Genomic DNA, 25,002 nt, shown 5'->3' on the forward strand with positions numbered 1-25,002 from the left:
CGCCGGTCCGCCGCCAGCCCGAGTGTCGTCAGCCCGGTCCGGGCTGACTCACTGTCCTCAGTCGACGGAATGTCGTCACCTCCGCTGCTCGTCGGGCACCTGCCGCCGTCATCTCCCGGCCGGATGGGCGCAGCGACAGGTCGCTGGCGTCCCACGGTGACCCGAGATCAGATGGACATCCAGATGTTCTTGGGGCGGGTGAACTCCTGAATGCCGTAGATACCGCCCTGGCGACCATAGCCCGACTGCTTCACGCCGCCGAACGGGGCACCCACCGGAATGTCACGGAAGCCGTTGATCCACACGATTCCCGACTCAAGATCGCGGGCAACCCTGTGGGCCCGCTTGAGGTCGTTGGTATGCAGGTAGGCGGCCAGGCCGTAGAGGGAGTCGTTGGCAATTCCAACGGCTTCCTCCTCGGTCTCGAACTTCATGAAGACGGTCACCGGGCCGAACACCTCGTCCTGAGCGATCTCGGCCTCGTTCGGCACGTCCGCGAGAATCGTCGGCGCCAGGAAGAATCCGCCCGCGAGCTCGTCCCCGAGCCGACGGCCGCCGGTGACGAGTCGACCCGTCTTCGTCTCCTGCGCCCGGGTGACGAATCCCAGGATGCGGTCGACCGCGGTCTGGTTGATGACCGGCCCCATCTGGGTCTGGGGATCCATGGGGTCGCCCACACGCTGTTGCTGCGCGTAGGTCTTGGCCAGTTCGACGACCTCGTCGTAGATCGACGCCTGCACCAGAACCCGGCTGCCCGCGATGCAGGCCTGTCCGGCACCGATGAGGGAGCGGCGAGCCGCCTCGTCCGGGTCCGCGTCGGCGAAGATGATCCTGGCCGACTTTCCGCCGAGCTCGAAGGCCGTCGGGGTGAGGTTGGCGGCGGCAGCCTGGATGATCTTCTTGGCCGTCGCGCCGCTCCCGGTGAACAGAATCTTGTCGACGCCCGAATGGCTGACCAGCGCGTTGCCTGCGACCGGACCGCCGGGCACGACATTGATCACGCCGGGTGGGAAGCCCACCTCGAGCGCCAGTTCGGCCAGCGCGAGGCAGGTGTAGGGCGCGAGCTCCGGCGGCTTGAGCACGATGGTGTTCCCGGCCGCCAGGGCCGGGGCCAGCCCCTGGCCGTAGGAGATGAACGGCCCGTTCCAGGGCACGATCACCGCGACGACGCCGTAGGGCTCGTCCAGCGTGTAGTCGAACGCGTCCCCGGGGAAGGTGGTGACCACCTGGCCGCCGATCTTGTCCGCATACCCGGCGTTGAACTCGAAGAGTTCCGAGGCCCAGGACAGGGCATATGGGGTGGCGGCGTAGGGCACCCCGTTCTCGAACACGATCGTCTGGCGCAGGTGATCGGCCGACAGGATGGCGCGAGCGTAGTCGATCATCAGTTGACGCCGCTTGTTGGCGGGCATCCGCTTCCAGGCGGGGAAAGCCTTTCGCGCCGCCGCCACGGCCGCGTCGATGTCGGCTGGGCCCGCCATCGGCACCGCGTTCGTGATCTCACCCGTCGCCGGGTAGCGGTGCTCGAAGACTCCATCGCCGGCGGTGGTCAGCTTCGTGTCGCCAATAAGCAGGCCCGGCTTGGGAAGGAGGCCGATATCCGCGGGTGCTATGGTCATGTGCCAGCCACTTCCTTCACCGCTGAACGCCGCACCATGGCGACGAGGTCCGTAAGGGGCGTGTTGTATTCGCCCTGAAGACAGAGCCACTGAAGACAGAGCCGCTTGATCTTCCAGCCCGCAGGGGTCCGCACGTAATGGTGCCGGCGGCGGAAGATGTCATTGATCTCCCGCGCGTCTTCACACTCCTGACGCGCGCCGCCAGCGCGGCGTTCTCGGCTTCCAACGCGTCGAGATGATCCTCGAGTGAACGACTCAACACCAACTCCTCCCTCCTGTCCAGGCGTCGCCTCGCCCGCGGCGCTCACGGCACCACCGGCCTGTGACCTGCGAGAACGACTTCCCATCAGAAACTGAACCAAGTTCAGCTCATCATGTAACAACACTCGTGACCCGTCAACCAGACCCAGCGGGCCCCCGCGGGTGGCCGATGGCCAGGGCGTCGACGAGAACGCCGCTGACTCTCCGTCGCCGACTCAGGTGCCTTCCGCAGCCCAACGGGCGCGCAGTGCCGCCCGGTCGAGGGGAATTCCGGCGAGGTAGACGGCGGCGATCTTCCGGGTGTTGGTGATGTCGTCGAGAGGATTCGCGTCGAGGACGAGCAGGTCCGCGCGCTTGCCGACGTCGAGGGTGCCGCGGTCGTCGAGGTGGAGGAACTCGGCGGGCAGCTTGGTCGCCGCCGCGATGGCCTGGTAGGGGGACACGCCGGCGTCGACGATCGCCTCGATCTCGCGATGCTCCGAGAACCCGAAGAACTGGATCAGCACCCCGGTGTCGGCCGACATCAGCACCCGCACCCCGTTCTCGACGAAGACCCGCACGCCGAAGTCCAGGGCCGCGTTCATCGTTGTCAGAGCCTCCGAGGGACCGCCCCCCGTCATGGCCATGACCTGCGCGCGGAGCGCGGCGCGGGCCTCGGCGGTAACCGTCTCGGCGAGCGCGGGCTCGTCGATCCAGTCGGCGATGTCGGGCAGGCCCTTCTGGATTCCCATCGAGGTGAACGCGGCGACGTCGTGGTCCTTCATCAGCTTGATCAGCTCGGCGTCGGGGCCGGGCGCGCGGACCAGGTGCGCGATGGCGTCGACCCCGGCCCGCACGACCCCCTTGGCGTCGGCCAGCTCGAAGATGTGAGCGATGACGATGTGGCCCAGCCGGTGCCCCTCGTCGATGATCGCGCTGTAGACCTCCGGACCGAACTTGGCCTTGGTGCCCCCCCGGTCGTCGACCCAGAACTTGATCGCATCGGGATTCTTCGCCGCGACCGCGCGCACGAGCGCCCGTGCCTCGTCCGCCGTGCCGGCCTCGAGGATCGCGTCGGGAGCGAAGAACGCGCCCCCGTTTTCTTTTCCGGGCGTCGGTGCGACCAGGCCTCTGGACGCGGTCAGCAGAAGCGCCAGCTCGGGGTCGGTCAGCGTGCCCGCACGCTGCTCGTCGCGCAGCGTGATCTCGATGTCCTCGCGATCGGTGCCGAGGGACTGGAAGACGCTGACCCCGTAGTAGGCCAGCCGGCGCAGGTGGTCGAGGACGTTCTCCCGGGAGTAGTTCTCCTTCGACGCGACGGCTCCCTTCAGATACCCGATGTGCCCATGGGGATTGACGATCGTCGGCATGACGGTCTTCCCGCGCAGATCGACGCGCTCCGCCTCGGCGGGGGCGGCCACGGAGCCGGCCGGGCCGATCTCGGCAATCAGGCCGTCGCGCACCAGGATCACCGCATCGTCGATCACGGTGCGGCCGTCGCCGACGAGGACCCGGGCCCCCTGGAGGAGGGTGGGCGTGGACGAGCTCATGGCTTCGCCTTTCATCGTGCCGATGGAGATCGGGGTGGGCCGGACCGCGGGATCCCGAGTACCACCGAGTACGGCTAGGGTTCGGTGAATCCGGTCAGCGCGACGACCGAGGCCACGATCGCCTCGGCGTCAGCCGCAGGCCGCGGGTCATCGCCGCCCCCCCACATCAGTGCGCCGCCGAGCAGAAACGCGAACGCCAGCCGATCGGGGATCGCGGCGGGCCGCCCCGCCCGGTCCGCGCCGCGGCGCATCGCGGCGCACACAACCTGGAATCGGCGGCCCATGAGCCGTTCGTGCACGGCCGCCACGATGTCGGGAATCGCGTCGCGATCGAGGTAGAGACGCTGGCCGGCACGCCCGCGGCTGCCCCCCAGGACCTGCAGGTACTCGCGCAGGATTCGCAGCAGCTCGTCGTGCAACGAGCCGAGATCGACGTCGACGACCTCGGGGGTGGTGCTGAGGATGGCATCGGTGAGCAGAGCGGAACGGTCCGCCCAACGCCGGTAGAGCGCGGGTCGTCCCGCGCCGGCGGCACTCGATACCGTCTCGAAGTTGAAGCCGCTCCAGCCATGCTCGGCGTAGACGTCGACCGCGATCTCAAGAACCCGCAGCCGCAGACCCTCGTCTCGGGGCCGCCCACCGCCGCGGCGACGGGCAGCCGACTCCTCGATCATGCCCGTCGCCGGCCCACGCCGACTGCCCCGGGCCCCGGGTCAGTCCAGAAGCCCATAATTGCGCGCCTTTTCCCGCGCCGGCCCGATGCCGAGGAAGGCGTCGAGATCCACCACCGAGCCGAGTTCCTTTTCGATGCTGGTCGTCGAGCCTTCGCGGGCGAGGACCTCGAGCGCGGCCCGGATGCCATTGATTGCCGCCTGGTGCGCGAGTGCGTAGTAGAGCACCACGTCGGCGCCCTCGGCACCATGATCGGCCGCGCTGCGCGTCGGGAGATCGACCGTGAAGATCGGCACCCGGGCCTCGGCGCGCAGCCGCGACTGGTTCTCGGCATCGAGGTAGCCCGCGACGAACACGCCGTCGGCCCCCGCCTCCTGGTAGGCCAGCACCCGGTCGACCGCCGCGGCCGGCCCCTCGGTCAGGAACGAGTCGGTCCGCCCAATGATCATAAAATTGGTGGAGTCCCGGGCGTCAACCGCCGCCTTGATCTTGTCCACCGCCTGGCCGACGGGAAGGATGTGGGACTTGCCGATGAGGTGCTTGCCGAAGACGTGGTCCTCGATGTGGGTCGCCGCCGCCCCCGCCCGCTCGAGCACCTGCACGGACCGCGCGACGTGCAGTGGGTTGCCCCAGCCGCCCTCGCCGTCCACGATGATCGGCACACCGGCCACCGGGGCGAGCCGGCGCACCTGATCCGCCATGTCCTCCAGGCCGATATAGCCGATGTCGGGGACGCCGTACTTGGCCGCCCCGGTGGCGTAACTGCCAATGTAGGCGGCGTGGAAGCCCAGGTCGCGGACCAGGAGGGCGGAGATCCCGTCATAGATCGACGGCACGACGAGCGGCCTGTGTTCGTCGATCGCCTGCTTGAGCGTGCGCGCCATCGCGACGTCCTTTCGTCAGGCTCCCTGGACGGGACCGGCCGGACCGGCGCGCGGTCGCAGCGGCGAGGTGGTTCCCCACGCCCGTGCCCGTCAGTCCGTCAGTATCGAACGATTATCGTTCGATACACGCTACCCCTTCGGGGGGCCGAACGGGGCGAGGGTTCTTCCTTCCGTCGGGTCGACGCGACTCAGCATGGCGGTCGTGGCATGCCCGAGGGCGCCGAGGTCGATGCCGGCGTCGGCAGCGACCGCAGCCAGGATGTCCGCGTCCTTGCGCAGCAGACCCATCGCCGGGAAGGCGAGGTTCTCAGCTGGTCCGCACGAGTCGGCGACACCGTGCATCGCATCGAGAGAATGATCTTCATCCGAAGGCCACGACCTCCCATTGCGATTCGTTCTTGGCTGCGGACTCGAGCGGCGTGCCACAGGACCGCACCACCGGCGCCGACCAATGGATCTTGAGTTCGACCTCGTGGGCAATGCCGGGAGCCTCGATCCGGACGCCGATCCGGTCGCCGTCACGCGCCACCACAGAGCCTGACCGGGGCGCGTCCAGCCAGGCCCAGCCGTGCCTGAGCAACGCCTCTCGATCTGCGACCTGAAGCTCCGGCCCGTCGAGTCCGAAGCAACCTCGGTAGTGTCGCGCCGCCTCGTCGAGCGGTGCGGTCCGCGCCACGATGGCGGTGAGACTCTCCTCATCGAGATAGGCCCAGCTGGTTCCCTCCGGCAATATGAGCGCGGTCGGCGCGAAGCGATGCCCGCCCGTGTGGCTGGTTCGCCGGAACCGAACGCCGGGAATTGTCGGAAGCTTGTTGAACATCGCCGCGCCCAAGGAACCGCAACACCGATCGCGACTGCCATGGGTACAGACCAGTACCTCCCGATCGGCGGTGCCGGCGTCCACGGGCTCGAAGCCGGAGAATGCCCCTGGCGGGCGCCGGTACAATCGCACGTCACCGGTTTCCCAAAGCACTTCCGTGGAATCCACGGGTCCTGGTCCGGTAGAGTTGGTGCCGGACGCAGAGTCGGTGCCGGATTCGGATGCCCTGGGACTTCCGCCGGTCGCGGGGACGGGCACGATCGCCTGCAGCCGCCAGCGGCCGCCGTATGCGGCCTGGGCCCGGTGGTGCCGCCGGGTCAGCGCCGGGATCGCTCCGACATCGCGGGGCCACGGCAGCGGCCACTCGGCGAGCACGATTCCGTCGTAGGTGCCCGCCGTGCCGGCCGGTTCGACCGCCTGATGGCGGGCCGAGGCCGAACAGCGCATCCCGCCTGGAGTGTCCCTCATCCTGGTCCACCGTCCTGGCCGGTGTCTGCCGTACGAAGGCGGCCGGCCCCGGTCGAGGTTTCGCCGCGGCGGCGGGCTGCCAGACCGCAATCTGCCTCGTCGGCGGTCTGCCTCGTCGGCGGTCTGCCTCGTCGGCGGTCTGGCCGCTGCGCCTCGGCGCTGGTCAGTAATCGATCGACGTGGGTTCGGCTGCGAGCAGGACCGTCTTGCTCTCCAGGTAGGGCAGCAGACCGGCGCGCCCGCCCTCCCTGCCGACGCCAGACTGTTTGAAGCCGCCGAACCCGACCTCGAAATTGTAGATGGCGGCATTGTGGCCCACCGTTCCCGCACGGAATCGCCGGGCGACGGCCAACGCCCGGTCGGCGTCACTGGTGAACACCACCGCGTTGAGCCCGAAAGGCGTGTCGTTCGCTATCTGGATGGCGTGCTCCTCGTTATCGGCCGGGATGACGCTGAGCACCGGCCCGAAGATCTCCTCACGCGCGATCGTCGACGAGTTGTCGACGTCGGCGAACACTGTGGGCTCGATGTAGAAGCCACGCGGCAGGTGGGCGGGCCGGCCTCCGCCGGTGACGAGTCGGGCCCCCTCCTCGAGGCCCTTCGAGATGTAGTGCTCGACGCGGTCACGCTGGCGACGCATGGCCAGCGGCCCCATCTCGGTCGCGGGGTCGAACGGGTCGCCGACCCGGATCTTCGAGAGTTTGTCGCCGAGCAGCTCGACGAACTCGTCGTGGCGGTGCCGGCTCACGATGATGCGGGTGAGGGAGGCGCACGTCTGGCCGGACATGCGTCGCGACGAGATCGACAGCGAGGCGGCGGCGGCCTCGAGATCGTAGTCGTCGAGGATGACACCGGGAGACTTGCCGCCGAGCTCGAGGGTGTAGCGGGCGATGCGATCTCCGCACAGCGAGGCGATCCGGCGACCGGCCGCGACGGAACCGGTAAAAGCGACCTTGTCCACGCGCGGGTCGGTGACGAGCCGTTCGGAGACCTCCCGGTCCGCGGTGACGCAGTTGAGGACGCCGGCAGGCAGCCCGATCTGCTCGGCTATCTCGGCCAGGACGTACATCGCGCTCGGTGCCTCCGGAGAGGACTTGAGGACGACCGTGCAGCCCGCCAGAAGCGCCGGAGCGACCTTGAAGGCCGCCGCCGACACCGGGGCGTTCCAGGGGATGATCGCGGCCACGACACCGACGGGTTCGCGGACCAGCAGCGCGACCTCCGCGCCGGCCGACGGCGCGTGTTGTTCGATGAACGAGAACTCCCCGGCCAGCTTCGCGTAGTAGTCGTATGTGTTGCCGGCACCGGGACCGCCGTACTTCGCAAACGAATGCAGCACGCCGACTTCGCTGGTATGCCCGAGCGCGATATCCGAAGCGCGGTCCCGCAGGCCCTGGGCCAGCGCGGCCAGGTACTGCCCGCGTTCGGCCGGGCTCATCCGCGGCCACGGACCCTCATCGAAGGCCACGCGTGCCGCCGCGACCGCGGCGTCCATGTCGTCGGCGCCCGCCATCGCGACCCGAAGGAAGATCTCCTCGGTCGCGGGCTGGATGACCTCGAACATCTCCTTCGTCGAGGGCTCGACCCATTCGCCGCCGATGTAGAAACGGTCCGGAGATCGCAGCGCGATGTTCACGTCACGAGTCAGCTCCATGATGGTCTCCTGCTCACCTTCGATGGTTGTCAGACGTTTTCGTGATGGTCAGGCTCGCGGACTTCCCCGTGGAACCGCTGCCAGGTCGGAAATGATTCGGGGAGGGACCGCTCCGTGGAGTCGGCCGCCCCGGGAACAATCTGGGCCGTAGCTGTCTGGGACGGAAACTGCCGGTACCAGCGATGAACTCGCCGCCGCACGAAGAGCCATGCGCCGTCGCGGGCTTCGTAGTCATCCCAGTACTGCAGCATGCCGACCTGCCAGGAGGTTCCGCCGAGCGGCTGGACCTCCTCGTGGCAATAGACCACCCCCGTTGCGTGGGTGTCGTCGATGAAGTCCACGGTATGATTGCCGATGAAATGGATTGTTGCGCCGCAGGTCGCGAGCATCGCCGAGAACGACTGGCGGAGCGCAGCGCGTCCGGTCATGTTCCGCCCGACCCGTACCTCGGGGATGAACAGGCGTCCGATGCCCTCGATGTCGCGGGAGTCCACCGCGAGCGCGTATCGATGACAGAGCTGCTGGATAGCGATCACGGCGGTCATGTCGCCCACGGCGGGTCGATCAGCGGCTTCCACACCCACCCCTGTCAACGCATCAGCCGGAAGCAGTTACGCAGCTCACCGACGAAGAGCTCGGGTTGCTCGAACGCGGCGAAGTGCCCACCACGGTCAACCTCGTTCCAGTAACGAAGGTCGGTGTACACCTCGGCCGCCCAGCTCCGTGGCGGCCGGGTCAGTTCCTTGGGGAAGATCGTGGCTCCGGTCGGGACGTCGATCCGGGTGCTGAAGCCGGCGGGCTGGGCTTCCCAGTAGAGCCGGGCGGAGGACGTGGCAGTGGCGGTCAGCCAGTACACGGTTATGTTGTCCAGAATCCGGTCGATCCCGAACGGGCCGATGGGGTCGTCCGCGCAGTCGGACCAGGCCTTGAACTTCTCGAGGATCCACGCACACTGGCCGACGGGCGAGTCGGTCAGACCGTAGCCCAGCGTCTGCGGCCGGGTGCGTTGTTGGTGCACGTACCCGAGTTCCCACCTGGCGTGGTGCGCCTGCCTCTCCTGATACGCGGCGAGGCTGGCACGCTGCTGTGCCGTGAAGCCGGACTGGTCGGCGGGTGGGCTGACGGACACGAGGTTCAGATGGATGCCCGCGAGGTGCCGCGGATAGCGCAGCGCAAGGTGGTTCGTGACGCTCGCTCCCCAGTCGCCGCCCTGTGCCGCGAACCGGTCGTAGCCGAGTCGAGCCATCAGGGCGGCCCAGGCGTCGGCGATGCGCTCGCGATTCCAACCGGGGCGCTCGGGCTTGCCACTGAAACCGAATCCGGGGAGGGAGGGGATGACCAGGTGAAAGGCGTCCCGCGGGTCGCCGCCGTAAGCGGCGGGATCGGTGAGCGGCCCGATGACGTCGAGGAACTCGACGATCGAGCCCGGCCAGCCGTGCGTGAGGACGAGCGGGAGGGCATCCGGCTCCGGTGAGCGTACGTGCAGAAAATGGACGTCGACGTCGTCGATCCGGATGCGGAACTGAGGGAAGGAGTTGAGCCGCTTCTCGCAGGCCCGCCACGAGTACTCAGCCGACCAGTAGCGGCACAGCTCCCGCAGGTATTCAAGCGGGACACCCTGCGACCAGTCGGAGACCGTTTCCGCCTCGGGCCAGCGGGTGCGAACGAGCCGTTCGCGCAGATCGGTCAGCGTGTCGTCGGGAACGGCCACGTGGAAGGGCACGATCTCACCGCTCAGGGCGGGGGCTCTCGACGGGACGAGGCCGTTCATGCCGCCGCCTCCCACGGTGGACGGGTGGGGTCGGTGAAGCGTGGGCGGCGGCCGGCGGCCCGCCAGGCCTCCACCTTGGCCACGAAGTCGGGCTCGAAGAGCCGGCTCCGGTCGTAGATGTGTGTCGAGAGCAGCAGTGCCTCGCTGACCTCGAGGTCCTCGGTCGCGACCTGCGAGAGCGTGTCCAGGTAGCGGCCGCGCTCGAGGAGCTCCGGGGTGGGGGGCGGACGCTGGCCGACCGTGTCCGGGAAGCGCAGGTCGTAGCCGATCGCCAGTTCCCAGGGGAAGACGTTGTTCGTGGCCTGGCGGGCGAAGAAGTCACGCGGCACCTTGGCGAGGTCACCGTCGGCATCGACGATCGTCTGGCCGAGTGTGACCGCGCCGAGGCAGGCGGTCGAGATCCCCTGGCCGTACATGGGGTTGGCGGCGAGGGCCGCGTCGCCGACGGCGACGAAGCCGACGGGCGGATCGGCGAGCTTCTCGTAGTGCCGCCAGCGGTTGGCCGTGGATCGCGAGGTGCGGATCGCGTTGACCTTCTCCGACTGGGACACGATCGTGTGCATCAGCGGGATCCGGCAGCCGCGCAGGAAGGCGTCGAAACCCTCCTCGTTGCCCGGCGGGTAGTCCCGTGACAGGCCGAACAGCGACACAATGTAGAGGCCGTTGTCCTGCGGATAGACGATCGCGCCCTTGGTGGCGCCGGGCGCGGGAAGTGCGGCCGCGAAGCGGACACCGTCCGGCCACACGTCGGGCACGCGGATCAGCCGACTCGCATAACCGCCGAAGGCGTTGACTACCGTGTCGGTCGGGACCTCGAATCCGGCCTCCTCCAGCCATCCGGGGGCGACGGAGCCACGTCCGGACGCGTCGACGACGAAGTCGGCATCGAGCGTCCGCGAGCCGTCGTCGGCACCGTCCAGGACTACTCCGCAGACCCGACCGCCCGCGGCCCGCAGTCCTTGCACCCGGCCTTGTACCAGCTCCACCCGAGGTAGTGCGAAAAGGCGTCGGCGGGCCACCAGCTCGAGCAGCGGCCGGCGGACGCCGTAGCCCTTCAGGCTGGTCGGACCGCGGGCGATCGACCAGCCGTGCGGAGTCCAACCGGCTCCGTTGGCGATCTGGTCGATGAAGACCGCTCCCTCGCGCTGGGTCTCCTCGACGAAGCCGGGGAAAAGATCATCAAGGATCTCCCGGCCGAGCTTCAGGATTCCGTGCACGTGGCTGCCCTGCGGCACGCCGCGACGTACCGCACTCTCGTCGGTGAGCTCGTCGCGTTCCACCACGGTGACCCGGGCGAAATGATCTGAGAGCACGCGCGCGGCGGTGATGCCCGCGAAACTGCTGCCGATGACGACAGCGTGATTCAGTCCAGTGGATACCACACCCGCTCCTTTCACGGCAGATCGATGCTTACGACGTTCCGGTGGGTCGGTGCTCTCCTCGTGCGGATGGCCGGAGCCCCGCCGCGGCGGTCCGGCGCCGGTGAGCGAAGAGCACTTCCCTCTCAGACGCCCGCGGGGGCGTCCACCGGGGTCGGGGTGAGTGTCGCCGAGAGGTCGAGCTTGAAGTACGCCGCGGGCGTCTCCAGCAGAATCTTCCGGCGTACACCCTCGTCAACGCCCGCGAAGGCATTGTCGAGCCAGGCCTGGGAGTTCGGGAACGAGGTGACCGAGTGCGGGAAGTCGGTGCCCCACATCAGATTGTCGCTGGGCAGCATATCTATCATCCGCAGAGCGGCGAGGTCCTGGATGAAGCAGAAGTAGACGTGGTCGCGCACATACTCGCTGGGGAGCTTCTGCAGCCTACGGACGAAGGTGTGCTCGTAGAGCTTGTAGTTCTCGTCCATCTGCTGAAGCCCGATGGGTAGCCAGCTTGCGTTGGTCTCGGCGAAGTACAGCTTCAGATCCGGGAAGCGGTCGAAGACGCCGGCGACCATGGCCTGGGCCAGCGTGTAGGTTGGCCGCTCGATCGACTGCCGGGTGGCGAGGGCGATCGCGTCGGGGCTGGCCCCCGGCTGCCCCTGCCCGGTCACGGTCGGGGGAAAGGGGGCACCGAAGTAGATGTGGGCCGATACCGGCATGCCGAGGGCCAGGGCCGCTTCCCAGAAGCGGTCATCCTCGGGCTTCGGGTGCGGGGAGCCGTTCGGGAAGGCGGACAGTGTCACCGTCCGCAGGCCGAGCTGCGCGCAGCGCTCAAGTTCGGCGAGTGCCGAGTCGATGCTGCGAGCGGGTATGACACCGTTGGCGATCAGACGGTCGGGGGCGACGGGGCAGTAGGCCTCGGCCAGATAGGTGTTGTAGCCCTGCACGATCGCGAGGTACGCCTCGGGGTCGGAGATGCCGGTCAACGCCTCGACCGCGAAAATCGGCGGAAAGAGGACCTCGGCGTCGAGACCGTCGCGGTCCTGTTCGCGCAGACGCTGCACCGCGTCACCGGCGCCGGTGGACCGGGTGCCGTCCTCGTTCCAGTAGGACTTTCCTCGCCGCTTTGGCTTGGCGCCGGCGGCGAGATTGGTCCCGGTGTGCCACAGCGGCTGGCCCTCGATCAACCAGCTGTCGCCGCCGCCGGGGGTCGGCACCCGACGGGGCGCCAGTTCCCGGTACTTGGGCGCCACGTAGGGCAGGAAGTCGTCCGGCGGCCCTTCGAGGTGGCCGTCGGAGGAGATGACCTTGTATGTACGGGACATCGTGCGGACTCCTCTTGTGATTCCTTATGACTCGATTTCAGGGGGTGTGGATGGAGATTTCAGCGCGCGGTGAAGCCGCAGTCGACGGGAAGGGTGACGCCGGTGATGGCGGTACTCAGATCGGAGGCGAGGAACAGCGCGGCGTTGGCCACGTCCTCCGGCATCACCGCCACGGGAAGCGGGTTCAACGCGCCATAGCGGGTGAGTTCCTCGGCGGTGGCCGCCGTGAAGGCGTCGTTCTCGTTTCGGGTCAGGTTCGTCAGCATCGGCCCCGGGCAGATGGCATTCACGCGGATGCGGTGGGGTCCGACCTCGATGGCGAGTGCCTTGGTCAGCGCGTTCAATCCGCCCTTGGTGATCCCGTAGACGACGCCGCCGAAGCCGACCAGTCCGGCGACGGAACTGGTATTGATGATTGTTCCGCCGCCACCCTGCTCCTTGAACACCTCTACGGCGTACTTGCAGCCGTAGAACGCACCTCGGAGGTTGACCCCCGTCAGGCGGTCCCAGTCGCTGTCGGCGTGGTCCCCGATGGACAGGCCCGGGGTGGAGACGCCGGCGTTGTTGAACACCACGTCGATGCGTCCGAACTCGCTCACCGCCGTGTCGATGAGCGCGCGGACCTGCGCTTCCTCGGTGACGTCGCAGACCGCAGCGAGGGCCTTACCACCCGCGTCGGCGACCAGCCGGGCCGTCTCGTCGACCCACGCACGGCGAACATCGCCGCAGAGGACCTGGGCGCCGTGAGCCGCGAAGAGCAGCGCCGCGGCCCGACCCACCCCCGAACCCGCACCAGTGATGACAGCGACCTTGCCGTCAAGTAGTGCACCAGGCGTCATCCGTGATCACCCATTTCTAATACTCGATATTTTATCCACACGAGCCCCGGCTCCGACCGCGACCTCATCGATGTCCTGCCGGGATTCCGCGTATCAGAATCTGACGCATGGCCACCCCGGGCGGCCACCGAAAGATTCCGGTCCACCGCCCGGGGCTTTCGAGAGATCGTCAGATCACCCGTAACCAACACCCGAACGTCACGGCCTTATGAGACTACCGCAGGCGAGCTTCTGGGTCTCCACATACTGCTTGTTGGTAAACGTCACCATCGCCGTGCAGGGATTCTGGATAACGTGGTTGAGGGGCCACTTGGTCGCCGCCAGCGCGTCGTCTACACCGTACGTGTACGAGCCGCTGTTGAGCGTCTTCAAGAAGGAGTCGACGGTCAGTTTTCGCCCCGCCTTCTGCAATGCGTTGACGAACATGTCCGCAGACCAGTAGCCCGCCATTGCGGGGACCGTGAGCAGCTGACCAGGAGCGTACTTGGCGAAGTCGGCCTTGAGCCGCGTCATAGCCGGCGACGTGGACTCGGCCGGGGCCCAGCTGAGGATCACGTTGGTGTCGTCGAGTTCCGAGATAGCCTTGAGGCGTGGGTCGTAGGCGGCCGGCTCAAGGAGCTTACCCTTGTAGCCGCTGGCTCGCAGTGCCTGGGTCAGCTTCACCGTGGTCGCCACGTCGGTCAGGTCGACTATCGCGTCCGGCGCCTTGCCGCCGTCGGACGTCGTGATCGCGTTGACGACCGCCGTCGAGTCGGTCAGTCCGGAGACGGGGATGGGCGTCTTGTTGTAGACGACCTTGTAGCCGGCGAGCGTCGCCTGCTTGGCGAAGTTCCGGACGGAGACCTGGGAAACTTCCGTATCAAAGCCGACCAGCGCCAGGGTACGACCGGTCTCACCCTTGAACAGGTTTCGCATCAGGAGGCCGATCCCGGGCGTGCCCACCTGCTTGGAGACCGCCTCGGACGGCGTCCCACAGCCAATGATGCTGAAGCCGATCAGGTTGCCGCAGTAGCCGGTGTTGGTGGTCCAGCCGAAGAACGGCACAACATTCTTGCAGAGGGTGTCGAGATAACCGGTGTTGAGAGTCATCAGCGGCGCGACGGCGAATACCTGGTCCTGCTGGACGAGCGACTTGGCGAGCTGGGCGTTGCGGGTCGGATCCTGACCGTCGTCCCTGACTCCGACGAAGTCGATCTTGCGACCGTTGACGCCACCTTCGTCGTCCGCGCGCTGGAAGCGGAGCTTGGCACCGACGTCCGCGCCGGCCAGCGAGCTTCCGTTCGGGCTGGTCAGGAAGGCCAGTCCGCCGACTTTCACGGACGTGTCGGTGATCCCCCGGGTCGGGTTCTGTGCGGCGCCCCCGCAGGCGAGCTTCGTCGGATCGACTTTGAACCCCGCATCACTCCAGGTGTCGGTCGGCCCGGCCGCGAACGCGTTCTCCGGCACCGACGGGGAACGCGACGGCTCGGTCGCACCGCCGCCGCCACTGCTACAGGACGTCATTCCCAGCACTGCGGCCACGGCCACAAGACCCGTGGCCCTACGTAACAGACCCTTCACCCTTAACTCCATCATCTCGTGTCGTCTGCGGATGCAGCTCATCTGCACACCGCTGTCGGCGTACCTGCCGGTTGGTCAGGACCGGCCGACAGCCAGGCGGTCAGCCTCGCCTGTGCGATCACGACCGGGGCATCGACCGGATCTTGGACCTGGATCGAGCAGGTGTGTTGGCGAGGGGGGCGAGCCCCGGATGTGACCTTGGCTGCAAAACCGAATTCAATATATGATATTGATCATGCCGATGCAACACACGATCGTGGGAGCGAGGGGCCGCGGGTGACAGGCGAGCGAGGTGGTCAGGACCCAGACTGGTGCGGGATCGAGGCACCGACCGTGTGGCAGCTGGTCGAGAGGCGGGCCGCGGCAACCCCGGACGCCGTGACGGCTCTCGACGACACAGGCGTGAGCCTGACCTTCCGGCAGTACCGGGACTGGGCCGAGCGGGTCGCCGCGGGACTGTACGAGCTGGGTGTCCGGGAGGGAACCGTCGTTTCCTGGCAGTTCCCGACGAGGATCACGTCGCTGGTGCTGGCCACCGCGCTCGCGCGCCTCGGCGCGGTGCAGAACCCGATGCTGCCGGTCTACCGAGGCCGCGAGATGACGTTCATCGCCCGCCAGGCCGGGACGGCCCTGCTCCTGGTGCCCGGCATGTGGCGCGGGTTCGACTACGGGGCGCTGGCCCAGCGGGTCGCGGCTGACGTCCCTGGTCTGCGGGTAGTCACAGCCGGCGCGCGACTACCCGAATCCGACCCCGACGGGCTGCCACCCTTCCCCGGGCCCGCCGCCGGCTGCGCGCCGACCCGTTGGCTCTACTACACCTCCGGGACGACCGCCGAGCCGAAAGGTGTCCGGCACACCGACTCCACACTGATGGCCGCGGGCCGGGCTCTTGCCAGCCGAATGGAGCTCCGAGCCGACGACTCCGAGGCGCTCGTGTTCCCGATCACGCATGTCGGCGGTCTGGTGTGGCTGACCGCCGGCCTGATGACCGGGTGCCGTCATCTCGTGGTGGAGGCGTTCGACCCGGAGGCCAGCATCGACTTCCTGTCCCGCGAGGGGCTCACCATCGCCGGCGGCGGAACGATCTTCTGCCTGCACTACCTGGAGCGGCAGCGGCGCGAACCGCGACGGCCTCTCCTCCCCGCGGTGCGGATGTTCGTGGGCGGTGGCGCCGGCAAGCCACCGGGGCTGCACGACGAGCTCAAGGCCGAGTTCGGCGGCGCCGGCCTGCTGTCGGCGTACGGCTCGACCGAAGCACCGATCGTCACGCACAGCCTTCTGGGCGACGCCGACGAGGCGCGCCGGGCGACGGAGGGGCTGCCCTGCCCCGGCGTGGAGATGGTGACCAGGGGGCCCGCTGGCGAGACGTTGCCGCGAGGCCGGGAGGGCGAGTTGTGCATCAAGGCTCCCCAGCTGTTCCAGGGCTACCTTGATTCCTCGCTGGACGCGGCGGCCGTCGACGACGAAGGCTTCTTCCGTTCGGGTGATCTCGCGGTGATCGACGACAGTGGCTATGTCAGAATCACCGGCCGGCTGAAGGAGATCATCATCCGGAAGGGTGAGAACATCAGCGCGAAGGAGATCGAGGACCTGCTCTACCAGCACCCGAAGGTCGCCGACGTCGCCGTGATCGGTCTCCCCGACCCCCGCACCGGGGAACGGTGCTGCGCGGTGGTCACGGTCGCCGATCCGGCGAAGCCGCTGGAGTTCGACGAGATGGTCGGCTACCTCAGAGCCCAGGACCTGGCTGTGCAGAAGATCCCGGAACAACTCGAGACCGTGGACGAGCTACCCCGGAACGCCACCGGCAAGATTCTCAAGTACCAGCTGCAGGAACGGTTCGCCGCCGCGTCGGGGTGAGGGCCGACGTCCGACGTCCTCTGGTACACGGACGGCCACCTCACCGCTTCACCGAGCAGCCTCGTAAGATACGCCCGGGAGGGGTAGCAGTGGTGAAGCCAGCACTCGCAGCGAGTCGCGCGGTTCGGGTCGTGGACTTCCTGGCGGTGCATCCCGGCAGGCCGTTCAGTCTGACGGAGATCGCGGGGGCCCTGAGAATCAATGCCGCATCGACCCTTTCAGTGTTGATGGCGCTGACCGACTCCGGGTACGTGGTCCGCCATCCACTCCACAAGACGTACACCCTGGGTGCGGCGCTGGTGGCGGTCGGCCAGGCGGCGCTCGTGCAGCATCCGCTGCTGCAGGCGGCGCAGGACGAGTTGGCGCTGCTCGCGGGCGAACTCGAAGCGCAGTGTGTGGCCAGCGTGCTCATGGGCAACGAGCTCGTCGCCGTCGTGGCGGAGGGACGGGCCCGGCGGACGGAGGTGGGGGCGCGGGTTGGTACCCGGTTGCCGTTCTCCGCGCCCTTCGGCGCGCCGTTCGCCGCGTATGGAGACGACGCTCTGCGGCGGCGATGGCTGCAGCGCAGCCATGGCGTGACCACCGCCGACCGAGCTCTTCGGCTGGAGCAGGCGCTGGCCGAGGTGGCCGAACGCGGTTACGAGGCTGGACCGCAGAATGAGACCCGCCAGCAGTTGCGACGGGCGTTGGAGACCCTGGCCGATGACCCCGGGAATGCCGCGTCGCGCGCCGAGATCGAACGCCTTCTCGACGACCTCGCCGACCGGTTCGTCACGGTGAACCTCGATCTTGACGAGGTCGTGGCGGTGGCGAATGTGACGGCGCCGGTCTTCACACCGGCGGGTGAGGTCGTCATGATCCTCACCGCCAACGGATTCGTCGCTCCGCTGACCGGAGCTGCGGCGGTCGACGTGGGCGAACGGCTCCGGGCCAGCGCCGATATGATGGCGGCACGGACATTCGGTGGGGCGGCGCCGCGGCGCCCACGCCAGCGAGACCGCGAGCAGCGCATACCAACAGCCCGCAGCTGAGCTGCTGACCAGCTGAGATGCCCGCGGGCTCGCGAGGGTACCTGGACGCACACCTTCACCGCAGCGAGATCACCACCCGCCCGGCGGGGCGTCGGCGACGGCGTCAGGTCCCGAGGAGATCCAGCGTGCCGTGCTGGGCCACGGCGGTGCCCAGCCGGGTGACGAACTCGGTGATGACGGGGGGGTCCACCAGCCGGCTGACCGCCCACATGTAGTAGCCGTAGACGAGAGCGGTTCGATAGTTGAACCAGGCTTCGTCCCAGGACGGCGGCTTGACTCCGTAGGCGGCGAGGCGGTCGAGGTAGTGCGCCAGGAGATCACGTTCAGCAACAGCACGCAGCTCGGGGTCGAGCACCGCCCCAATGTGATAGCTCACGTCGAGTGCCCACGATGAGCGCTGGATCACCTGCCAATCGACCAGGCCGGGGAGCCCGTCAGGAGTCTCGTAGAGATTGCCGGCATGCGCATCACCGTGCACGAGGCATGCCACGTCGTTCGCGGAACGCTCGACGACGCGCAGGACCGCGCGGTTCAGCCGATCGGCGCGCCGGACAGCATCAGGCAGGCCTTCCGCACGAGATCCGTCGAGATGTTCCTGCAGGACCTCGGGGGTGATGTAACTCGTGATCGAGGTGAGTTTGGGTCGCAGCCAGGAAAACGAGGCGAGGCTCTCGTCTCCCCAGTACCTCGCGTGGAGCTGCGCAAGTTGATCGAGCGTCGCTGCCGCCTGCTCGACAGTGTAGGGGCTCAATGCGGTCAGGAACGTGTGCCCCGACGCCACGAGATCTTCCATGACGATCAATGCGTTCCCGGTGTCCGAATCGATGCCCGTGTACAGGCAAAGCGGGACGCGCACCGAGAGCGTCGACGCGAGCTCGCGGTAGAACTTGGTCTCGCCGAGACCCGCGGTCGCCCGGTAACGCTGCCCCACCCCGAAGTAGCTCTTGACGCACAGCGCGGGTGGCGCCTCGACGGTGGCATTTGCGTACTCGACGTCGAAGCGCACCTTGGTGGCCATGGTCTGGAGGGTTTCTGTCACCGTCGTCGAGGCCACCTCGACGCCGGGAAATCGTGGCGACAACGCGGCGGAAAGCCAGTCGGGTGAGAGCACCTCGTCGAGCCCGTCGGGCGCCGGGTTCCGTGTCTGGTCACGCATCAGCGCTACCCTCGGTCTGGCCGATCAGGCGCGTCGGTTCGTCGGCGACGCGACTCGATGCGAGCTCGAGCCCGCCAGCCCCACCGATCCGCCTGACCCGGGTCCCGATCACCGTGAGCTTGAAGGCGGAGCACACCTCGTGCCAGTGAAGGTCGTCGGCGCGGCGTCCGACGCGCTCCTCCCAGAAGTCGATCGTCTCCTGACGGGTACCGAGGCCGTCGAGGCGCGGAATGCCCTGACGGGTGCTGTGATGGTCGTCGAACTGCAGCCACCACGCGAGATCCTGCATCGGCCCGGCGAGCGATGCCTGCTCCCAGTCCACGACTCCGACAACGTTGAAATCGTCATCGAACATCATGTTTCCGATCCGCGCGTCACCCCACGACAGGCCCGGTTCCTGCTCCTCGGGGATGTTCTCGCGGAGCCACCTCAAGGTCTCCTGAGCGGCCTCCGATGGTTGGCCGCCACTGGACCACGAGAGCGCCTGACCCCAGTAGTTGAGCATCTGCTCCAGCGGGCGCTGGCCCAACGCAGGCTTGTCGAGAAACGAAACTTCGTCCACCGGGACCAGATGAACGCGGCAGAGCTGCTCCATCGCGGCAGTCCACGCTCGGCGCCGCTCGGCCGGCGTCGCGTCGACGAGCCATCCTGCCGCGTTGTACACCGGCTTGCTGACCGGGACGCGGCCCCAGATTCGCCTCATGACGAAGAATTCGTGGCCGAGGATGTCGTGGTCAGGTTCGTACCACAGCACTTCCGGTACGCGGACACCGCCGTCGATGTGCAGTGCCCGCAACAGGTCGAACTGATTTCGGAAGTCGGGCTCGAAGTAGATCTGGTACGAGCCCGGGTGGATTCTGAGCACGAGTTCCTCCATACGGACCTGGCCGTTGGAGCGTATCCGTGCCTCGAAGAGGATTGTCTCATTCGACAGCCCCGAACCTACCGGGTAAGCAAGGTGATCGACTTCAATCTCAGTCGCATCCGGAATCTGCCCGAGGAGCCAGGTCGCGAGCCGAGGGCGTGTCTGCTCTAAATCGCGACCTTTCGAGAACACCGGCGAGGCGCCCGCGTCATCGAATTTTCGGACGGGATCCGAGATCTGGGATGGGCCCTGTTCGTGTGTCCGCATGAAGTATACATACTATATATTTAATTTTATGTCCAGAGGGTGGGCGTCCCTCCCGGTCGATGGCGACGGGGTTGATCGGGCTGTCTACCGAAACCGGGCTCTCGGTAATGCTCGCGCTACTCCAGGTCGACTCCGCGCCCGGGCTGTGGCGGGAGCTGCTCGCGGAGTCGTAACGCGCGCACAAGGCGGAGGCACCGATCTTGTGGGGCTCCAGAACCCCGGTTTGGACCGCGACCTGTGCGTTTGCCTGCCGAACGGGGTTTGGGTAAGGCAGGCTGGATGGTCACGGTGTGGTCCAGATGTCCGCTGCACCTACCCGTATCCCGACGGGCCGTCATGCCAGACCAAGCCGCCGGCCCAGAACAATCAGTGCGACACCGACGGCCATCGATGCCAACAGATTACGGGTGCGGTACGCGACGCCGGCGGTGGCCACGCCCGCGAGGACCCCCGCCCAGCCCTGCGCGATCACCGCGGGTGCCACCACGGCCACCAGGACCGCCCCGGGCAGCGCCCCGATCGCGCGGGCCCACGGACCCCCGCTCGGCAGCCAGTCGGCCGCCAGCAGGCCGCCGACCCGAAGCGAGTAGGTGATCAAGGCCATGCCGACGACGGCAAGGACGGCCTCAGCGCTCCACATCCGTCGCCTCCGTGCCGATTGGCTGCGATTTGACTACCTGCAAGTTGGCTACCTGCAAGTTGGCTACCTGCGAGTCGGCTACCTGCGGACCGATTGCCGGCACGGGTGCTGCCACGCCGGGTGCCGTCCCGGGTGACGCACCGGGTGCCTTGCCGGGCGCGTCGCCCTCGGTTACCGTCTGCGGGTCCGGTTCGGGACCGGGCCGGGCGGCGGCAACAGCCGCGCCGACAAGGGCGCCGATCACGATGTACCAGGTGCCGCCGAGCAGTCGCCAGCTCACGACCGCGGCGACCCCGGCCGCGAGCCACGGCGCGACGTCCGCGCGCCCCCGCCAGAAGCCGCGCGTCAACGCAATGAAGGCCGCGGTGAACGCGAAATCGAGGCCGAGGCGTTTCAGGGCCGGAATCCGCCCGCCGAGCAGGTACCCGGCGCCGCTACCGACCAGCCAGAACACCAGGATCGCCAGGCCGCCGCCGAGCAGGAAACCCGGCGACACCGCCCGCCCCCGCCGACGCCCCTCGGCCAGTGTGACGGCCCAGTTCTCGTCCGCGACGAGGTGAATCCCCAGCAGCTTCTGCCACAGTGGCCGCCCGACAAACACGTCGCGCAGCGACGCGCACAGCAGGATGTAGCGCAAGTTGATGATCAAGGTACTCGTCAGGATCGCTGCCACCGGTACCGGTGTTCCCCACAACCCAACGGCGACGATCTGCGCGGATCCCGCAAGGACGACCACGTCCATGACCAGCAACTGCACCAGCGTGATGTCCCGAGTCGGGGCGACCACACCCATCGCCAGGCCGTACACCGCCACGCCCATCGCCAGGGGAATCGTCACGCGAAACCCCGCGGCGATCTCCCGCCTCGGAAAGGCTGCCTCCTGGCCCACCCCGGGCGACGACGATCTCATGGCCACCGGGTAGCAGAGTCGCACCCGACCGAGGTGAGCTCCGCCCACGCGCGGATGCTGGCGGCCGGTAGACGTGTCGCCGGCACCACTGATCACATTAGTGTGGACGCTCAGTAGCGTAACGCTGTCAGCATGTCGGTAGCTGGCGGCCAGTTCACAATCCGCGCGCAATGTCGGCCCTGCTGCGAGTCCGCGGTGACCATCATGAAGAATCATGCCTGTGACAGATGACGGTGAGTGCGGCGTGAGCCGGTGTGCACAGGCCGCGCACGGTTCGGTGCCGGCGGACAGTCCACTGCCGGGCGACCGATCCTTCGTGCGCGGCGAGCTACGTCTGCCGGTCTGTATCGAGCACGGCCGTGAGCATCACCGTCTCGTTCTTGGACGCGATCCTCGACCCGGGGACGTCACGATCCGGGAGGTCGGTCCGGCGGACGAAGAGTGACCCGGTATCCGGGGCAGTGTTGCGTTCCGGGGACGGGGGCATGCCAGCGGTCATGGTGCCCGTCGGTCGGACGGCGGCGGCCAGTTCGGTGAACACGGCGGCCAGCCGCAGCCTCGGGGCGGTGTCGACGGCGAACTCGTAGTAGTCGCGGCGGAGGTTCTGAACCAGGCCGTGCCCGGTGCTGATCGTCTGGACGGAGCGCAGCCGTTTCAGCCCGCGCATCGACCGGAGCCGTGCTTTCAACCGGCCGTGATCACCTCGACCAGCCGCCGGCCATGGGACAGCGCGCGGGCGAAGAAGCAGCGCGCCGTGCGCCTCGCGAGGTGTCTCCGCCGGCTACAGCACGCGTCTGAACCGAACGAAGATAAACGGACCCACGCCCGCCTATGCCGCCGATAGCGCGGGGGAAATGCCGATGAGCGTGCCTTGTTTGCTCATCCGGTCACGGCAGGGCGTGTCGTTGTCTGGGCACCAGCGTTCTCCGTGAGCTAGAGATCAGTGGGCATCGCGTCCACCGGGACGGTGGCGAGCAGGGCGCGTGTCTCGGTGACGACTCGGTCCTGGAAGCCGGGGTCTCGGACTTGTGTGGAGCCGAGCATCGGGTGGCCGTTTTCGTCCCAATCCTGTGGGGTCTGGAAGGGGCAGGCTCGGCATGCCCGGCGGTTCAGAGGGCGGTGGTGACGAAGTCGGCCGTCGTGACGGAGACGGTGGTGAGGGGGCCGGTGATGTCTCCGACCAGGACGGTCCAGCGTCTGCTGGTCCTGTCGATGCCGCCGGTGGGCGAATTCTGAGGCGCCCACACGATGTCGCGCGGGCCGCAGGAATAGTAGCCGACATAACCCGGATGGTTCGCCGGGGATCCCCAGGCGCCGCCGTCGCGCAGCCGGCAGCGGTCCCCGTTGGCCAGGACCAGGCCGAGCGGGACGGGGTTCCTGGGCGGGGAGACCTTGGCGACAAGCGACTGGGCCGTGAGCGCGGTGAGCGTGGTCGAGTATGGGTCGCGCAGGCAGAGCATTCGGCGGGCCTGGGGTGTCGGCCAGCAGGTATCGGCGCCGGCGGCGCTGGGCGAACAGAAGTAGATGTCGCCGCTGACGGCGGCCGGCGACGGGTACGCCCGACTGGTGTCGCCGCAGTCGATCCGCGCGTCCGGATCATCATCGCGCCCGTCGACGGTCCAGCCCCTCGCCGGTTGTCCGCGGCGGTCGACCGGGGCCAGGTTGACCAGCCGAGTCACCGGGCCGCCGCGCGCGCTGGCCGCCCCCGAGCTTCCCGCCCCGGCGCCTGTCCCCGCGGCCGGGACCGTCGTCGCGGCCGGGACCGTCGTCGCGGTGGACACAGCCGGCGGCGTCGTCACAGCCGCCTGCCCGCCAGCCCGCCCCTCGCTGGCACAGCCCGCGAGCGCCGTCACCGACGCCGCCACGAAGACGGCCGCCCACCAACCTATGCCGGCCTCTCGCCGCCCCGTCGTCCTGCCTGCCCACACGTCCGCCTCCCGACCAGGTCCCGCCAAGTCGACACATGGCTCGACCCGCGGACTGTAAACGGCCCGCCGCCCGCTACCTCCCGCCCTGTCCGACACCCGACGATCGCATGCCAGGTTCCTCTCCGGGGGCTGGAGTTACGGGCGCCTCAGGTCGAGGGTCACCGTCCCCGCCTCCGGCTGCTGGCCCCCAGCTGCTCGAGACCGCGGGGACCGCACTCGCAGGTCCTGTCACAAACCAGTCAGGATCACGACTGTTGAGGCCGAGCCGGCGATAGTGTTCTCACTGCCATCCATGGCGGTGCGCGCATGAGTTCGAGGGGCGCGCAATGACAGTGGACGAGCCATCAGCCGGCGTACCACGGCGAACCCTTCTGGTGGCCGGGTTGGGGTTGGGGACCGTCACGGTAACGGCCGCTCTGTCCTCACCTGCCGAGGCGTCAGGGATACGGCATCCCGACTGGCGCTTCTGCTACTATCACGACTTCCCAGGCGTCTGCGCCGGACGCGGCGGCGGATCGCACACCGGCGTCTACCCACAGAACCTTCTCTGGCACGACCGGAACCCAGTTCCGGGGAACTTTCAGAGCGCGTGGCGCTTCTGCCTGGAAGCGTACTCGTACACCCGAGACGCGGGCCAACGCCGTTTCCCGCGCGCCGTCCTGCCTGCCGCTGGCGCGTCGCCTGACGAGCTGGACGTTTTCGGCCTACGCCCTTCGGTCCTCGCACGACGTCGAACTACACGTTCCGCCCCTCGCGTCGAGTGACTTGCAACCATTTGCCGCGATAGCCGAGAAGTGGATGATCACGTCCGGACCGCCGCCCTCCACGGAGATGAACCCGAAACCCATATCCGCGTAGAACCACGTGACGGGGCACTGTTGCATGGAGCCGGGGCGAGGCATGACGGACGAAGGTGGTGCCCTGGTCAGAGCGCCAGGGCGAGTCTCGACAAACCACCTGTCCCCAGGGCTGTGCCGACACGGCCAGGCGGCCTCGACGAGCAGCGGAGCGAACCGCCAGGACGATCACCTCGGGGTCCCGGTGCGTGGCCCGGACCGCCCGCGAGCCCAACGATGTCAGGGCCTGCGGGCGGTCCGGCGCGACGGCTCAGAAACCCTGACTGCGCATGGCGGCGTCCACGTTCGCGGCGTCGGCCGCCGCATATTCCGGGGTGTTCGCCACCACGGCTTCGGTGGTGAGGAACAGGCCGGCGATCGACGCGGCGTTCTGCAGCGCGGAACGGGTGACCTTGGCCGGGTCGATGATCCCGGTGGCGATCAGGTCGACGTACTCGCCGGTGGCCGCGTTGAGGCCGTGACCGGTCGGCAGGTGGCGGACCTTGTCGACCACGACGCCGCCCTCGAGACCGCTGTTGAAGGCGATCTGCTTGATGGGCGCCTCGAGCGCGAGCCGGACGATGTTGGCGCCGGTGGCCTCGTCACCGGAGAGGTCCAGCTTCTCGAAAGCGGTGATCGACGCCTGAAGCAGCGCGACGCCACCACCAGCGACGATGCCCTCCTCAACGGCGGCCTTCGCGTTCGACACCGCATCCTCGATACGGTGCTTCTTCTCCTTCAGCTCC

The 25,002-nt window shown here is 68.0% G+C and carries 22 protein-coding genes and 1 pseudogene; 2 read left to right on the forward strand and 21 right to left on the reverse strand.

Annotation, left to right across the window (positions count from 1 at the left end):
- Positions 1-167: 167 nt before the first annotated feature.
- The 13 genes from NBZ83_RS03180 to NBZ83_RS03240 form a co-directional block, all read right to left on the reverse strand.
- On the reverse strand, positions 168-1,619 hold the full coding sequence (locus NBZ83_RS03180; protein WP_261566555.1) for an aldehyde dehydrogenase family protein: 1,452 nt from the start codon (positions 1,617-1,619) through the stop codon (positions 168-170).
- A 476-nt stretch (positions 1,620-2,095) separates the two neighbouring features.
- Positions 2,096-3,409 carry an amidohydrolase family protein gene (locus NBZ83_RS03185; RefSeq protein ID WP_261566556.1) on the reverse strand — a complete coding sequence of 438 codons (1,314 nt, stop codon included), beginning with the start codon at positions 3,407-3,409 and terminating at the stop codon, positions 2,096-2,098.
- Positions 3,410-3,483: 74 nt separating this feature from the next.
- A complete protein-coding gene (locus tag NBZ83_RS03190; protein ID WP_261566557.1) occupies positions 3,484-4,083 on the reverse strand; it encodes a TetR/AcrR family transcriptional regulator in 600 nt (199 codons plus the stop codon).
- Between the two features lie 39 nt (positions 4,084-4,122).
- On the reverse strand, positions 4,123-4,965 hold the full coding sequence (locus tag NBZ83_RS03195; RefSeq protein ID WP_261574280.1) for an isocitrate lyase/PEP mutase family protein: 843 nt from the start codon (positions 4,963-4,965) through the stop codon (positions 4,123-4,125).
- Positions 4,966-5,094: 129 nt separating this feature from the next.
- Positions 5,095-5,307, reverse strand: coding sequence for a hypothetical protein (locus tag NBZ83_RS03200; RefSeq protein WP_261566559.1), 213 nt, complete (start codon positions 5,305-5,307; stop codon positions 5,095-5,097).
- A 19-nt stretch (positions 5,308-5,326) separates the two neighbouring features.
- Complete coding sequence (locus NBZ83_RS03205; RefSeq protein ID WP_261566560.1) at positions 5,327-6,232, reverse strand: sucrase ferredoxin; 906 nt, start codon at positions 6,230-6,232, stop codon at positions 5,327-5,329.
- 184 nt (positions 6,233-6,416) lie between these two features.
- Entirely contained in the window at positions 6,417-7,907 is a 1,491-nt protein-coding gene (locus NBZ83_RS03210; protein WP_261574281.1) for an aldehyde dehydrogenase, read from the reverse strand.
- 29 nt (positions 7,908-7,936) lie between these two features.
- Positions 7,937-8,485, reverse strand: coding sequence for a nuclear transport factor 2 family protein (locus tag NBZ83_RS03215; RefSeq protein WP_261574282.1), 549 nt, complete (start codon positions 8,483-8,485; stop codon positions 7,937-7,939).
- Between the two features lie 11 nt (positions 8,486-8,496).
- Positions 8,497-9,678, reverse strand: coding sequence for an epoxide hydrolase family protein (locus NBZ83_RS03220; protein ID WP_261566562.1), 1,182 nt, complete (start codon positions 9,676-9,678; stop codon positions 8,497-8,499).
- The gene (locus NBZ83_RS03225; RefSeq protein ID WP_261574283.1) at positions 9,675-11,060 is read right to left on the reverse strand and encodes an NAD(P)/FAD-dependent oxidoreductase; all 1,386 of its coding nucleotides are present in this window, start codon (positions 11,058-11,060) and stop codon (positions 9,675-9,677) included. Before NBZ83_RS03225 ends, NBZ83_RS03220 begins: the two co-directional genes overlap by 4 nt.
- Before the next feature lie 122 nt (positions 11,061-11,182).
- A complete protein-coding gene (locus NBZ83_RS03230; protein ID WP_261574284.1) occupies positions 11,183-12,364 on the reverse strand; it encodes an amidohydrolase family protein in 1,182 nt (393 codons plus the stop codon).
- Between the two features lie 59 nt (positions 12,365-12,423).
- A complete protein-coding gene (locus NBZ83_RS03235) occupies positions 12,424-13,203 on the reverse strand; it encodes an SDR family NAD(P)-dependent oxidoreductase (protein WP_261566565.1) in 780 nt (259 codons plus the stop codon).
- A gap of 198 nt (positions 13,204-13,401) precedes the next feature.
- On the reverse strand, positions 13,402-14,724 hold the full coding sequence (locus tag NBZ83_RS03240) for an ABC transporter substrate-binding protein (protein WP_261574285.1): 1,323 nt from the start codon (positions 14,722-14,724) through the stop codon (positions 13,402-13,404).
- Between the two features lie 372 nt (positions 14,725-15,096).
- Here NBZ83_RS03240 and NBZ83_RS03245 point away from each other — a divergent pair, with 372 nt between their 5' ends.
- Positions 15,097-16,623, forward strand: a complete 1,527-nt coding sequence (locus NBZ83_RS03245; protein ID WP_261574290.1) for an AMP-binding protein — start codon at positions 15,097-15,099, stop codon at positions 16,621-16,623.
- Between the two features lie 131 nt (positions 16,624-16,754).
- Entirely contained in the window at positions 16,755-17,654 is a 900-nt protein-coding gene (locus tag NBZ83_RS03250; RefSeq protein ID WP_261566568.1) for an IclR family transcriptional regulator, read from the forward strand.
- 103 nt (positions 17,655-17,757) lie between these two features.
- Here the strand turns inward: NBZ83_RS03250 and NBZ83_RS03255 are convergent, their stop codons facing one another.
- From NBZ83_RS03255 to NBZ83_RS03290, 8 genes and pseudogenes are all read right to left on the reverse strand, one after another.
- Complete coding sequence (locus NBZ83_RS03255) at positions 17,758-18,810, reverse strand: phosphotransferase (protein WP_261574286.1); 1,053 nt, start codon at positions 18,808-18,810, stop codon at positions 17,758-17,760.
- Positions 18,803-19,942 (reverse strand): phosphotransferase family protein, encoded by a 1,140-nt coding sequence (locus NBZ83_RS03260; protein ID WP_261566570.1) that lies wholly within the window; start codon positions 19,940-19,942, stop codon positions 18,803-18,805. The genes NBZ83_RS03255 and NBZ83_RS03260 overlap by 8 nt, the downstream gene beginning before the upstream one ends.
- 334 nt (positions 19,943-20,276) lie before the next feature.
- Positions 20,277-20,582 carry an AzlD domain-containing protein gene (locus NBZ83_RS03265; protein WP_261566572.1) on the reverse strand — a complete coding sequence of 102 codons (306 nt, stop codon included), beginning with the start codon at positions 20,580-20,582 and terminating at the stop codon, positions 20,277-20,279.
- Positions 20,569-21,420: an AzlC family ABC transporter permease gene (locus NBZ83_RS03270; protein WP_261574287.1), complete on the reverse strand. Its 852-nt coding sequence runs from the start codon at positions 21,418-21,420 to the stop codon at positions 20,569-20,571. Before NBZ83_RS03270 ends, NBZ83_RS03265 begins: the two co-directional genes overlap by 14 nt.
- A 586-nt stretch (positions 21,421-22,006) precedes the next feature.
- Positions 22,007-22,287, reverse strand: a pseudogene (locus NBZ83_RS03275) (DDE-type integrase/transposase/recombinase); the annotation flags it as partial.
- A 314-nt stretch (positions 22,288-22,601) separates the two neighbouring features.
- Entirely contained in the window at positions 22,602-23,345 is a 744-nt protein-coding gene (locus tag NBZ83_RS03280; RefSeq protein WP_261574288.1) for a hypothetical protein, read from the reverse strand.
- Positions 23,346-24,124: 779 nt separating this feature from the next.
- Positions 24,125-24,322 (reverse strand): cold shock domain-containing protein, encoded by a 198-nt coding sequence (locus NBZ83_RS03285; protein WP_438803284.1) that lies wholly within the window; start codon positions 24,320-24,322, stop codon positions 24,125-24,127.
- A 205-nt stretch (positions 24,323-24,527) separates the two neighbouring features.
- Positions 24,528-25,002: TCP-1/cpn60 chaperonin family protein (locus NBZ83_RS03290; RefSeq protein WP_308203757.1), on the reverse strand; the 475-nt coding region annotated here is incomplete at its 5' end.

Source organism: Frankia gtarii (assembly GCF_025403375.1).
GTDB classification, from domain to species: Bacteria; Actinomycetota; Actinomycetes; order Frankiales; family Frankiaceae; genus Frankia; species Frankia gtarii.